The organism is Corallococcus sp. AB018, from assembly GCF_003986945.1.
In the GTDB taxonomy this organism is placed as follows: Bacteria; Myxococcota; Myxococcia; order Myxococcales; family Myxococcaceae; genus Corallococcus; species Corallococcus exiguus.
This window is the reverse complement of sequence record NZ_RAWR01000267.1, coordinates 1-12,421: the sequence shown is the minus strand read 5'-3', so window position 1 is coordinate 12,421 and position 12,421 is coordinate 1. Positions and strand designations below refer to the sequence as shown.

Genomic DNA, 12,421 nt, shown 5'->3' with positions numbered 1-12,421 from the left:
CCCGCCCGCCGAAGCGCGCCCCCCCTCCGAGCCGGACGCCAGCCGCGTGAGCAGTCCTTCCCGCAGCTGCGCGATGACCCGGTGCGCGCTCCGCTTCCCCGTCCATTCCTGGAGCCCCGCCAGGGCCGCGCGCAGCAGCCACACGCCGCCGAGCCAGAGCAGGAGCCTTCCATGGCCCCCGGCCACCTCGCGTGCATGCCCCAGCAGCCGGGCCAGCCCCCGCGCTTGCAGGACCGTGAGCGCGACCATCCCGAGCCCCAGGCCCGCGGTGAGCAGCACGTAGCGCCGCGCGGCGCCCGCGTGCCGCAGGAGCTTCGGGTCGAGCGGCTTCATCGGTCGGTCAGCCCTCTCCCAGCGCCGGGTTGAGCTCGTCGACGGTGACGCGCTGGCGGAAGACCCAGTAGGTCCAGCCCTGGTAGGCCAGTACGAACGGCACCAGCGCGACGGCGACGTAGGTCATGATCCGCAGCGTGTAGGGCGTGCTCGAGGCGTTCTGGACGGTGAGCGAGTGCGCCGGCTCGAGCGCTGGCATCACGTCCGGAAAGAGCGAGCCGAAGAGCAGCACGACCACGCCCGCGATGGCCAGACAGCTGAAGGTGAAGGACCAGCCCTCCCGCTCCCGCCAGACGCTCAGCGCCGCCGCCCCCAGCGCCAGGGCCACGAACCCCAGCACCGGCCACGTCCAGGCCACCGAGTAACGCACCTGCGTCCACAGGCCGAAGGCACCGCTGACGCCGAGCGTGGGCAGCGCCATCCGCCGGGCCCAGCCAAGCGCCCGCGTCCGCAGCGTGCCCTGGGTCTTCAGCGCGACGAAGACCGCGCCGTGGCTGAGAAAGAGCAAGGTGGTGGCCAGGCCGCCGAGCAGCGCGAACGGAGACAGGAGGCCGAGGAACGTCCCGGTGAACTGATGATTCGCGTCGAGTGGCACCCCGCGCACGATGTTCGCGAAGGCGACACCCCAGAGCAGCGCGGGGACCCACGACCCCACCTGGATCGCCTGCTCCCAGCGGCGCTGCCACCGGGGGTTCTCCAGCTTGGAGCGGAACTCCAGCCCGACGCCGCGGACGATCAACGCGACGAGAATCAGGAAGAGCGGCAGGTAGAAGCCGGAGAAGAGCGTCGCGTACCACTCCGGGAAGGCCGCGAACGTCGCGCCCCCGGCGGTGAGCAGCCACACCTCATTGCCATCCCAGACCGGGCCAATCGTGCGCAGCACCGCGCGGCGCTCCGCCGGGGTCTTGCCCAGGACGGAGAGCCACATCCCCACGCCGAAATCGAAACCTTCGAGCACGAGGTAGCCCGTCCAGAGGACCGCGATGAGACAGAACCAGAGTGTATTCAGTTCCATGATTGTTTATCGATGCCAGGAAAGAGGGCCGGGAGTTCAGTAGCCAAACGACAGCGGCGCGGTTTCAGGATGGCTGTCCTCGCTCGCGAGGGTCGCCGGATGTTTCAGACCCGCCCGGACGAAATGCCGCATCAGGTAGAACCAGACCGCCGCCAGCGCGCCGTAGACGCAGGTGAAGCCAATCAGCGTCGTCCAGACCATGGCGGGGGAGACGGCGGTGGACACGCCGCTGGCCGTCAGCAGGCGAAGCGCGTCCACCCCGGTGGGGTTGGGCGCCACCAGCCAGGGTTGCCGTCCCATCTCGGTGAAGATCCAGCCGAAGGAACACGCGAGGAACGGGGTGGGCAGCGCCGCGAGGCTGAGCCGGGCAAACCGCTCCGAGTTGCTCGCCACGCCTCCGCGCGTGAGCCAGAACCCGAACAGAGCCAGCGCCGCGCTTCCCACGCCCAGGCCAATCATCAAGCGGAAGGACCAGTAGGTGACGGCGAGGTTGGGCGCATAGTCCGGACCCGCCCCGTAGCGCTCCTCGTAGCGTTTCTGGACGTCATTGACGCCCTCGAGCGGTGCCTGGAAATCCGCGCGCGCGAGGTAGGACGTGAGGCCGGGAATCTCCAGCAGGTGGCGCACGCCCCGGCAGTCGTTGTTCAGGTCTCCCACCGCGAACAGGGAGAAGGGCGCCCCGGCGCGTCCGTCGCAGAGCGCTTCAGCCGCGGCCATCTTCATGGGCTGCTGCTCGAACATCAGCTTCGCCTGGGCATCCCCGCTCACCGCCACGCCGATACCGGACACGATGACGGTGACCAGGCCGAGCCTGAGCCCGCCGCGAAAGGTCTGGGCCGCCGCCGCTTCACCTGACTGGCTCGAGCGCACCATCAGCCAGCCGCAGACGCCCGCCACGAAGGTGCCCGCGACCAGGAAGGCGGAGGTCACCGTGTGGGGGAAGGCCACGAGCACCGTGTTGTTGGTCAACACCGCCAGGATGTCCGTCATCTCCGCGCGCCCGGTGGCGGGATTGAAACGCGCCCCGACGGGGTGCTGCATGAAGGAGTTGGCCGCGAGGATGAAATAGGCTGAGAGGTTCACGGCGAGCGCCACCAGCCAGATGGAGGCGAGGTGCAGCGCGCGCGGCAGCTGCTTCCAGCCGAAGATCCAGAGCCCCAGGAACGTGGATTCGATGAAGAAGGCCGCCAGCGCTTCCATCGCGAGCGGAGCGCCGAACACGTCCCCCACGAAGCGCGCGTACTCGCTCCAGTTCATTCCAAACTGGAACTCCTGGACGATGCCCGTCACCACGCCGAGCGCGAAGTTGATCAGGAAGAGCTTGCCGAAGAGCCGCGTCAGCCGGAGCCACCCCGGCTTCCGGGTCACGACCCAGAGCGTCTGGAGCAGCGCGACGAGCGGGGCGAGCCCGATGGTGAGGGGGACGAAGATGAAGTGATAGACCGTGGTGATTCCGAACTGCCACCGCGCGAGCTCTAGGCTGGTCATGACGGAAAAGGCGTCATTGCAATCCCCCAGCCGTTCACGCTGCCTCGGATGCCCTCTTCCACCCGCGCAACCCCTGCGCGGCGCCATGGGGCCCGCGCAGATTCTGCGTTCCAGCGCGGCGGTTCGAGGACCAACCGGCTCTCCCTGCGGCGCCGCGAACTTCACACCGTCCGGGAAAACAGGGCTTCGCGGCCCTGGCGAGATAGGCGTCGAACACCATCGCCACGTTGCGCACGAAGAGGCGGCCGAGCGAGGCGCGCCTTCAGGAGGCCTCGTCCTGCCCCAGAAGGACAGCGGGGTCCGCCACCACGAGGTCCGCGCCGTGGCGGCGCAGCTCGGCGGGCCGGCCCACCCTGTCGACGCCAATGACATAGGCGAAGTGGGCTGCCCGCGCGGCCGCGACGCCTTCGGGCGTGTCCTCGAAGATGACCGCTTCCTCGACGTCGGCCCCCAGGGCCCGGACGGCCGCGAGGTAGAGCGCGGGGGGCTGCGTGGCGTCCAGCCGCGCGTCGAAGAGGTCCGGGATGCCGGCTGACTGGAGCAGCTCCGCGCCGTGCCTGCTCGAGGAGACGGCCGCGGTCCGGAGTCCCGCGGCGCGCGCCGCCTGGACGTAGCGGACCGTCCCCTCATACGTCTCCACCCGCTCCTGTCGGAGCAGCTCCACCAGGAGCTCTCCCTTGCGGTCGTTCAGCGCGTGGACCGTGCTCTCCGGCAGTTCGATGCCGCGGGCGTCGAGGAACGCGTGGAGGCCTTCCAGGGGCGGCCTGGCGTCGAAGTAGCGGCTGTAGTCGCGCACCAGGTCGAAGGGGATGAAGGGCTGCCGCGAGGACCTCGCCCGCTGCCGCAGGTAGTAGTCGCACAGCTGCTTCCAGGCCCGGGCGTGGAGGCTGGCGGTCTGGGTGAGGACCCCGTCGAGGCCGAAGAGACAGACGCGCGCGCGCGGCGGAAGCCCCAGCTTCGTCCGTGCGAGGGGCGGCTGGCCCAGGATGAAGGTGTCCACCGCGTGGGCGAATCCCTCCTCGTCGTTGGTGCGCGTGACGTGGCGCGCGGGCCCTTGGACCTCCGGGCTGGCGTTGCCCATGGCGATGCCCATGCCGGCGATGCTCAACATGGGCAGGTCGTTGGCCATGTCCCCGATGGCCGCTATCTGCTCCAGGGGAAGCCCGAGCAGACGCGCGGCCTCTCGGACGACCATCCCCTTGTTCGCTTCAGGGTGCGTGACGTCGACGTAGTACGGCGTCGAACGTGCCGCCGACGCATCGGTGCCCAGCCGCAAGGCGAGCTCCGCCTCGCAGCGCGCGACCCGCGCCGTGTCCTCGCTCACCCCGACGAGCTTGATGACTGCATCGAGCACGCCGTACAGGTCAGCGATGACGACCGGGTCGAACCCGACGTTGCTCCGCTCGCGCGCCACGCGGAAGGCCTCGGGGGCGCGAAGGAACCACTCCACCCCCTGGTAGACCCAGACATCCAGGCCCGCCTGGAGCATGAAGTCGACGGCCTGTCTGGCAATGGCGGGCGACAGGGTCCGCTGCGCCAGCACCGTCGTGAGATCGGGTTTGACGTACACGCCGCCGTTGAAGGCCGCCACGGGAGCGGTGAGCTTCAGTGGGGCCACCAGCCCTGCCATCCCACGCGGCGGCCGCCCGCTCGTCAGGGTGAACTGGATGCCGCTGGCGCGCAGCCGGGCGACGGCCTCGCAGGTTCGCGGAGTGAGGATCTTGTCCCGCGTCACCATGGTCCCGTCGACGTCCGCGATGAGCAACTTGATGGTCATGGCCGTCTCCGCCCGCCTGCCCGCTCGCCGCCTCCGCACACCGGGCGTCATCCGTGACAGTGGGAGCCTGCATCAAGATGGCATCGCGACGTGGGCCGCACCATCCAGCCCGGTGCTCAAAGGCAGACCCGTTACCAAGCGCCCCACCGCCAGTTGTTGGCGCACCGGGACGCCCTCACGTTTCCCTCCGGGGGATGGGAGGAACACATGCCGACGAGGCCAGGGCTCGGTGAAACCGCGCGAGCCATCATTGCAGACGGAATGGGCATCCTGGCGGCGGATGAGACGGTCTCCACGATCACGAAGCGCCTGACCGCGCGCGCCATCGAGTCGACCGCGGACAGCCGCCGCGCCTACCGGGAGCTGCTCTTCAGTACGCCCGCCATCACCGGATTCATCGGCGGTGTCATCATGCAGGACGAGACGATCCGTCAGCGCAGCGCGGCTGGCATTCCGCTGGTCAAACTGCTGTCGGACCGCGGCATCATCCCCGGCATCAAGGTCGACGCCGGCGTCCACCCCCTGGCCGGCGCGCCCGGAGAGTCCGTCACGGAAGGGCTCGACGGGCTCCGCGAGCGGCTCGAGGAGTACCGCGAGCTGGGCGCGCGCTTCGCCAAGTGGCGCGCGGTCTTCGTCATCCGCGCCGGGATGCCCTCCGCGGCGTGCATCCACGCGAATGCGCACGCGCTCGCGCGCTACGCCGTCCTCTGCCAGGAGCAGGGCCTGGTGCCCATCGTGGAGCCCGAGGTCCTGATGGAGGGCGCGCACGCGCTCGAGCAATGCGAGGACGTGACGGGGCGCGTGCTGCAGGCGGTCTTCCATGAGCTCTTCGCCGCGGGGGCGTCCCTGGAAGGGATGCTGCTCAAGCCGAACATGGTCACCGCGGGCCACGGCTTCGCGAGGCACGTCCCGGTGGCGGAGGTGGCGGAGGCGACACTGCGTGTCCTGACGCGCCACGTGCCGCCCGCGGTCCCCGGAATCGTCTTCCTGTCCGGCGGACAGGACGCGGTCCTGGCCACGGAGCACCTCAACGCCATCAACGCGCTGGAAGGCCCGAAGCCCTGGACGCTGAGCTTCTCCTACGGACGCGCGCTGCAGGACGAGGCGCTCGAAGCCTGGCGCGGCCAGAGCGCGCAGGTGCCCGCCGCCCAGCAGGCGTTCCGCCACCGCGCCTGGTGCGACAGCGCGGCGGCCCTGGGCGCGTACAGCGCGGACATGGAGGGCGAAGCGGGTTTCGCCCCGTCCGACTCCACACTCCACACCCACCACTGATGGGAGGCATGTCATGGCACACCCCGAAGGAACGGAAGCGTCGGAGTATGGGTCGCCGTTGTCCGCCAGGGAGCACGGCCAGGGGCCCTCCGCTCCAGGCCGCGAGCAGACACGGGGCGGGGGACCGCTCACCGCCAGGGAAGTGGAGTTGATGAACGCGTACTGGCGGGCGTGCAACTACCTGGCGGTGGGGATGATCTACCTCCAGGACAACCCGCTGCTGCACCGGCCCCTGGTGCCGAGGGACGTGAAGCACCGGCTGCTCGGCCACTGGGGCGCGAGCCCGGCGCTCTCGTTCACCTGGGTCCACCTGAACCGGCTCATCGTCGAGCAGAACCTCGACGTCATCTTCGTGGCCGGGCCGGGCCACGGCGCCCCGGGCGTGCTCGGGCCGGCGTACCTGGAGGGCACCTACTCGGAGGTCTATCCAGACAAGAGCATGGACGCGGAGGGGATGCGGAAGTTCTTCAAGCAGTTCTCCTTCCCCGGGCACATTGGCAGCCACGTCACCCCGGAGACGCCAGGCTCCATCCACGAAGGCGGCGAGCTGGGCTACAGCCTCTCCCACGCGTACGGCATGGCCTTCGACAACCCGGACCTCATCGTCGCCTGCGTCGTGGGTGACGGCGAGGCCGAGACAGGGCCGCTCGCGACGGCCTGGCACTCGAACAAGTTCCTCAACCCCGTGCGGGACGGCGCCGTGCTGCCCATCCTGAACCTCAACGGGTACAAGATCGCCAACCCGACCATCCTCGCCCGCATCAGCCCGGAGGAGTTGGAGGCGCTGTTCGTCGGCTACGGCTACAAGCCCTACTTCGTCGAGGGCAGCGACCCGGCCCAGATGCACCAGAAGATGGCGCAGACCCTGGAGCAGGCCGTCGAGGAGATCCGCGCCCTGCAGAAGACGGCACGGCTGACGGACACCCCGACGCGTCCGCGCTGGCCCATGATCATCCTGCGCTCGCCCAAGGGCTGGACCGGTCCGAAGGAACTGGACGGCCACAAGCTGGAGGGAACCTGGCGCTCACACCAGGTGCCCTTCGGCGACGTGCGAGGCAACCCGGCGCACCTGAAGGCGCTCGAGGACTGGATGCGCAGCTACCGGCCCGAGGAGCTGTTCGACGCGGAGGGACGGCTGATGCCGGAGCTCCGGTCGCTCGCGCCCAAGGGGGCCCGGCGGATGAGCGCGAACCCCCACGCCAACGGCGGCCTGCTCCGCAAGGCGCTCAGGCTGCCTGACTTCCGCGACTACGCGGTCAAGGTCGGCTCGCGCGGCACCTCGCTGCATGAGAACACGAAGCCGCTCGGCGAGTTCCTGCGCGACATCATGCGCGACAACCCGACGAGCTTCCGCGTCTTCGGTCCGGACGAGACCGCCTCCAACCGGCTCCAGGCCCTCTACGAGGTGAGCGGGAAGACGTGGATGGCCAACCTGGTGCCGGAGGATGCCGACGGGGGCTACCTCGCCCGGGACGGCCGCGTCATGGAGATGCTGTCGGAGCATACGCTGCTGGGCTGGCTGGAGGGGTACCTGCTCACGGGGCGCCACGGCCTCTTCCACACCTACGAGGCGTTCGCCCACGTCGTGGACTCCATGTTCAACCAGCACGCCAAGTGGTTGGACATCAGCAAGAACCATGTGAGCTGGCGGGCACCCGTTGCCTCGGAGAACATCCTGCTGTCCTCGACCGTGTGGCGTCAGGACCACAACGGGTTCTCACATCAAGACCCGGGCTTCATCGACCTGGTGACGAACAAGTCCGGCTCGGTCACGCGCATCTACCTGCCGCCGGATGCCAACACGCTGCTGGTGGTGGCGGACCAGTGCCTGCGCAGCACCGACTGCGTCAACGTCATCGTCGCGGACAAGCAGAAGCACCTGCAGTTCACCAGCATCGACGAGGCCGTCGCCCACTGCGCCAAGGGGTTCGGCATCTGGAAGCGGGCCAGCACGGACGAGGACGCGGAGCCGGATGTCATCATGGCCTGCTGCGGTGACGTCGCGACGCAGGAGGCCCTGGCCGCCGCCTCCATCCTGCGCGCGCGCGCACCGAACCTGAAGCTGCGCTTCGTCAACGTCGTCGACCTGTTCAAGCTCCAGTCGTCGGCGGATCACCCGCACGGGTCCACGCAACGCGAGCTCCAGAGCCTGTTCCCGCCGGGCAAGCCCATCATCTTCAGCTTCCACGGCTATGCGTCACTCATCCACAAGCTGGCCTATCGCTTCATCGACCACGAAGACCTGCACGTGCATGGCTACCGGGAGAAGGGCAACATCAACACGCCCTTCGAGCTGGCAATCCTCAACGAGACGTCCCGCTACCACCTGGTCATCGACGTCATCGACCGCGTGCCGGAGCTGCACGCGAAGGCGGGGCACCTGAAGGAGGAGATGAAGAACGCCATCCTCGACAACCTGGCCTACGCGCACGAGCACGGCCGGGACCGGCCTGAGATCGCGGACTGGACCTGGCCGGACTGAGGTTCGCGCCCTGGAGCTCCCGGGCCTTCCGAAGAAGGCCCGGGAGCCGCGTCAGGCGCGGGGCTCGGTGAGGGTGTAGGCCGCGTTGACGAGCGAGAAGTGGCTGAACGCCTGCGGGAAGTTGCCCAGCTGCGCGTGCAGCTTCGGCATGTACTCCTCGGCGAGCAGGCCCAGGTCGTTGCTCAAGGACAGCAGGTGTTCGAACAGCCGCCGGGCATCCTCGAAGCGCCCCATCATCTGGTACGTGTCGGCGAGCCAGAACGAGCACGCGAGGAAGGTGCCCTCCTCTCCACTGAGCCCGTCCACGGAGCCGGTAGCGTCCGGCTTGAAGCGGAGCACCAGCCCGTCCTGGAGCAGTTCGCGCTCGATGCTCTCCACCGTGCCCACCACCCGTGGGTCCGTTGCCGGAAGGAAGCCGGTCAGCGGGATGTAGAGCAGGCTCGCGTCCATGTCCTTGCCGCCGTAGTACTGCGTGAAGCTGTTCAGCTCGCGATTGAACCCCTGCGCGCAGACCTCCTCGAAGATGGTCTCCCGGGCTTCCAGCAGCCGCTCCATCGGGGCCGCCATCTTCGTCTCATCCGAGGCCTTGATGGCCCGGTCGAGCGCCGCCCACGCGGCCACCTTGGAGGCGGTGAAGTGGCGATTGGGTCCGCGCATCTCCCAGATGCCCTTGTCGGGACTCTGCCAGACCTTCATCGCGTGCTCGGCGACGTTGAGCAGCGCGCGCTGTGCGACGGGGCCGACCTCGCCGAAGTATTTCGCGCCCGCGTAGAGCACCGCGGCCACCTCGCCGAGCACGTCGAGCTGGAACTGGTTGTAGGCCCCGTTGCCGATGCGCACGGGCTTCGCGCCACCGTAACCATCGAGCCAGTCCAGCGTGGACTCCGTGAGGCGGCGCTCGCCTCGGATTCCGTACATGATCTGCATCTGGGCGGGGTCTCCCGCGATGGCGCGCATCACCCACTTCCAGAACGAGGATGCCTCGTCGCGCAAGCCCGCGCGCGAAAGGGCGTTGTGCGCGAGCGCGGCGTCGCGCAGCCACGTGAAGCGGTAGTCCCAGTTGCGTTCGCCTCCCGGCGTCTCCGGGAGCGACGTGGTGGGCGCGGCCACGATTCCGCCCGTGCTCTCGTAGCTGCAGGCCTTGATGGTGATGAGGGAGCGGACGACCTCGTCGCGGTACCTCGGCGGCGGGACGATTTTCGACGCCCACTGGGTCCAGTAGCGGTCGGTCTCCTGTTCGGACTGGTCCGCATCCAGGTTCGGCGGGACCTGATCCAACCACGAGTAGTTCCAGCTCATCACCCAGGAGAACCGCTGGCCCTCGGTCACCTCGAAGTTCGAGACCAGTGGGGACGCCGTATCCCTGTCCGTGCGCCGGAGGAAGATGGCGTCCGGGCCGGCGAACGCACGGAGCGAGCCGCCCACGCTTTCTACCTTGGGGATGGAGCGGCCAAAGGCGAAGCGTGGCGTCAGCTTCGAGTGCATCGCCACCGTCCCCTTCACCCCCACGACGGTCCGGACGATCCTGGGGAACTCCTGGCCGACAGGCATGAAGTCGATCAACCGGACGGAGCCCGAGGCGCAGGTGAACTCCGTCTCGAGGATCAGGGTGTCCTTCCGATAGCGGCGGGTGATCTTCTGGATGGACTCCCTCGGTGCGAGCGCCCACTCACCGTTCTCCTCCGTCCCGAGCAGGCTCGCGAAGCAGGCGTCCGAGTCGAAGTCTGGCAGGCACAACCAGTCGATGGTCCCGTCCCGGGCGACCAATGCCGCCGAGCGCATGTTTCCGATGAGCGCGTGGTCCTCGATCTTGCGGTTCGTCTGGACCCCCAGCTGAGCTGGGATGACAGGCTCCTGGGCCTTCTGTTTCTGCGTGATTTGTTCCGCCATTGCGTTGGCTCCCGTATGCCTCATGATCAAGCCTTGACGCTGGCGCCCGGGGCGCGGAGGCGCAACCGCCGCGGCGGAGGGAGAGCGACCGCTTGGTGCTCCGGGGGCGAGCAGCTCCCCGAAGCTCATGGCCCCCGTGATGGCGGCTGGGAGAAGATCGAATCAACCTACTTCCAGGTGATCATCGGCAAGGTCGGGATCTTCAGGAAGTCTTCGGGAAGGGGATTGTCCCGCGTCTTGCTGACCGTGACGAAAATCCACGGATGATCGCTGTAGTAACCGCTTTCGAGCGACTGGTCGCCGATCACGGGGCGCGCGATACCGGAGAAGCGGGTGGGCTCGATCTGGGTCGAGTCGTTGGTCACCACCGCGTTCATGAACCGCTGTGGCGCGTCCTGGCTGGTATTCGACGCGCGCGTCGACACCACCTGCTCGATCCGGTCTCCGACGGAGATGTATTGCGGACCCGACGCATACTCGGGCATGAACTGCGGATTGAAGGAGCAATCGAAGTTGAAGTCGCCGATCAGCAGGTCGGCGCCGCTGAGCTTGCTCCACGCGATCTTCTCCTCAAGCACCGCGCGCGCTTTCTCATCGTTGTTCTTGCACGCACTGACGTACTTGGACGAGAAGTGCACGCCACACGCGACCAGCTTGATACCCGCCAGCTCCTTGGTGACCAACAAGACATTCTCATTGTTGTTGGTGACGGCTCTCTTGGCTGAAAACCGGGCTTGCTTCTCCTCACTGTCGCGGTGGGCGGAGCGGACGTAGCCAGTGATCTGCTGCTTCCAGTCCTTGACCCCGCCTTGGTCGTTGTAGGGGAGCGCCGACTCGTCCATTCGCAGGTACTTGACGTCATGAACGGTCAATTCGTCGGGGAACTTGTTGTAGTTCAGTTCCTCCGACAGAAAAATCAGCTCTGGAAACACCTTCGGAACCAGCGAGGGGGGCGTCAAGTGCTGGGTGCAGCCACATTTGACACGGGATTGACGAGACCCAACCGCCACGTGAGTGAAGAGCAACTTCTCCCAGTCGCGATCGTGCTCCGAACCGAGCTTGTCGACGGCCGCGCACGCGATGACGTCGTAGTTGATGTCCCATCTGACCTTGTTCTCCACGGTCTTCGACAGCAACGGATTGGCTCCTTCCGGTCGAAACGCCAAGGTCACATTGGAGTTGGTCGACATGCTCACCAGCTCCTTCGGTGTCATCGGAGGCATGAGGTCGAGATTGCGCTTCTCCAAGAATGCCTGGTCGAATGGCATGCGCCGGAACGAGTCCTTTTCCGACAAGAAGATCTCGCCGCGCGTGCCGGAGTCCGAGAGGCCCTTTTGCGTCCGGGAGGTGCCGCCCGCGTCGAACGGAATGAACAGCACGGACAGCGCGCTGTGCTGGCGCTTGCGCTTCTTGAGAATCGCGGAATCGTTCGAGCCCGAGGGCTGATTCGTCGCTTCGTACTCCGCCCGGCTGCGCTTCTTGGAGCTCGTGCCCGGTTGTTTGGAACAGTCGCAGCGTCCGAACGAGAAGGGCGGGAGCGGGGCACCACAGTTCGTGCAGTTCATGGCGAGAACTCCAATCGACCTCGAGGAATGGGCAGCTCGTAACCGGTGTCCCCCAACGGCCCCCAGCGCGTCTGGGAATGCGCCGAGGTCCGCCAGGGGATGTCCCCAGCAGGCACGTCGCGGAGACGGACCGCGACGTGCCCCGGAGCTCAGTCGATGATGGGCCCCGGCGACCCGCCGCCGCAGCCCCGGCTCATCTCGCAGAAATTGAGGGGGGCATACCCGATGCAACACTCGTCGGCGCTGGTTCCACACGCGACGCCACACTTCGGGCGGCAATCCGCGTTGCGGCTGCTCGCCGAAGGATAAACGCAGACACCGTTGCCCCCATTGCAGAGGGAATAGGGCGCGGCCCCCACGTTGCAGGCGGAGATGGCGTCCCCCCGGGAGGCGAGCTCGGCCGGCGAATCCACATCCGCCTCCGTGCCACCACAGCCCACCAGCAGGACCGCCGCCAACAATCCCTTCAGCATCTTTGACATGATTCCTCCATGAATCGCCGCCACCGACGAGGCTTCCATCCTACGGGGCGTCCGCCCCAGCTCAAATCCGGAGTCCCAGGCCCAGGAGCGCCTCCGCGCCCCAAGCCCCTCCCCCAC

The 12,421-nt window shown here is 67.7% G+C and carries 9 protein-coding genes; 2 read left to right on the top strand and 7 right to left on the bottom strand.

The window, feature by feature from the left end; all coding sequences use genetic code 11:
• From D7Y11_RS37625 to D7Y11_RS43965, 4 genes are all read right to left on the bottom strand, one after another.
• The coding region (locus D7Y11_RS37625) for a hypothetical protein (protein WP_199753898.1) at positions 1-333 on the bottom strand (333 nt) is incomplete at its 3' end.
• A gap of 7 nt (positions 334-340) precedes the next feature.
• Complete coding sequence (gene cydB / locus D7Y11_RS37620) at positions 341-1,348, bottom strand: cytochrome d ubiquinol oxidase subunit II (protein WP_126936085.1); 1,008 nt, start codon at positions 1,346-1,348, stop codon at positions 341-343.
• 36 nt (positions 1,349-1,384) lie between these two features.
• Positions 1,385-2,836, bottom strand: a complete 1,452-nt coding sequence (locus D7Y11_RS37615) for a cytochrome ubiquinol oxidase subunit I (protein WP_120576518.1) — start codon at positions 2,834-2,836, stop codon at positions 1,385-1,387.
• A gap of 262 nt (positions 2,837-3,098) precedes the next feature.
• Positions 3,099-4,613 (bottom strand): Cof-type HAD-IIB family hydrolase, encoded by a 1,515-nt coding sequence (locus D7Y11_RS43965; protein ID WP_233607520.1) that lies wholly within the window; start codon positions 4,611-4,613, stop codon positions 3,099-3,101.
• A 207-nt stretch (positions 4,614-4,820) separates the two neighbouring features.
• Between D7Y11_RS43965 and D7Y11_RS37605 the strand changes: the two genes are divergently transcribed.
• Together D7Y11_RS37605 and D7Y11_RS37600 are read left to right on the top strand one after the other, a co-directional pair.
• Complete coding sequence (locus D7Y11_RS37605) at positions 4,821-5,885, top strand: class I fructose-bisphosphate aldolase (protein WP_120576516.1); 1,065 nt, start codon at positions 4,821-4,823, stop codon at positions 5,883-5,885.
• 13 nt (positions 5,886-5,898) lie between these two features.
• Positions 5,899-8,367, top strand: coding sequence for a phosphoketolase (locus D7Y11_RS37600; RefSeq protein ID WP_169820355.1), 2,469 nt, complete (start codon positions 5,899-5,901; stop codon positions 8,365-8,367).
• Positions 8,368-8,418: 51 nt separating this feature from the next.
• Here the strand turns inward: D7Y11_RS37600 and D7Y11_RS37595 are convergent, their stop codons facing one another.
• The 3 genes from D7Y11_RS37595 to D7Y11_RS37585 form a co-directional block, all read right to left on the bottom strand.
• Positions 8,419-10,257 carry a glycoside hydrolase family 15 protein gene (locus D7Y11_RS37595; RefSeq protein WP_120576515.1) on the bottom strand — a complete coding sequence of 613 codons (1,839 nt, stop codon included), beginning with the start codon at positions 10,255-10,257 and terminating at the stop codon, positions 8,419-8,421.
• Positions 10,258-10,424: 167 nt separating this feature from the next.
• A complete protein-coding gene (locus tag D7Y11_RS37590) occupies positions 10,425-11,822 on the bottom strand; it encodes a hypothetical protein (RefSeq protein ID WP_126936084.1) in 1,398 nt (465 codons plus the stop codon).
• Positions 11,823-11,971: 149 nt separating this feature from the next.
• A complete protein-coding gene (locus D7Y11_RS37585; RefSeq protein WP_126936083.1) occupies positions 11,972-12,304 on the bottom strand; it encodes a hypothetical protein in 333 nt (110 codons plus the stop codon).
• Positions 12,305-12,421 lie beyond the last annotated feature (117 nt).

Coding starts and splice junctions, on each gene's coding strand:
- D7Y11_RS37595 (WP_120576515.1), bottom strand. CDS start 10,257: ATGGCGGAACAAATCACGCAGAAACAGAAGGCCCAGGAGCCTGTCATC.
- D7Y11_RS37590 (WP_126936084.1), bottom strand. CDS start 11,822: ATGAACTGCACGAACTGTGGTGCCCCGCTCCCGCCCTTCTCGTTCGGA.
- cydB (WP_126936085.1), bottom strand. CDS start 1,348: ATGGAACTGAATACACTCTGGTTCTGTCTCATCGCGGTCCTCTGGACG.
- D7Y11_RS37600 (WP_169820355.1), top strand. CDS start 5,899: ATGGCACACCCCGAAGGAACGGAAGCGTCGGAGTATGGGTCGCCGTTG.
- D7Y11_RS37605 (WP_120576516.1), top strand. CDS start 4,821: ATGCCGACGAGGCCAGGGCTCGGTGAAACCGCGCGAGCCATCATTGCA.
- D7Y11_RS37615 (WP_120576518.1), bottom strand. CDS start 2,836: ATGACCAGCCTAGAGCTCGCGCGGTGGCAGTTCGGAATCACCACGGTC.
- D7Y11_RS37585 (WP_126936083.1), bottom strand. CDS start 12,304: ATGTCAAAGATGCTGAAGGGATTGTTGGCGGCGGTCCTGCTGGTGGGC.
- D7Y11_RS43965 (WP_233607520.1), bottom strand. CDS start 4,613: ATGACCATCAAGTTGCTCATCGCGGACGTCGACGGGACCATGGTGACG.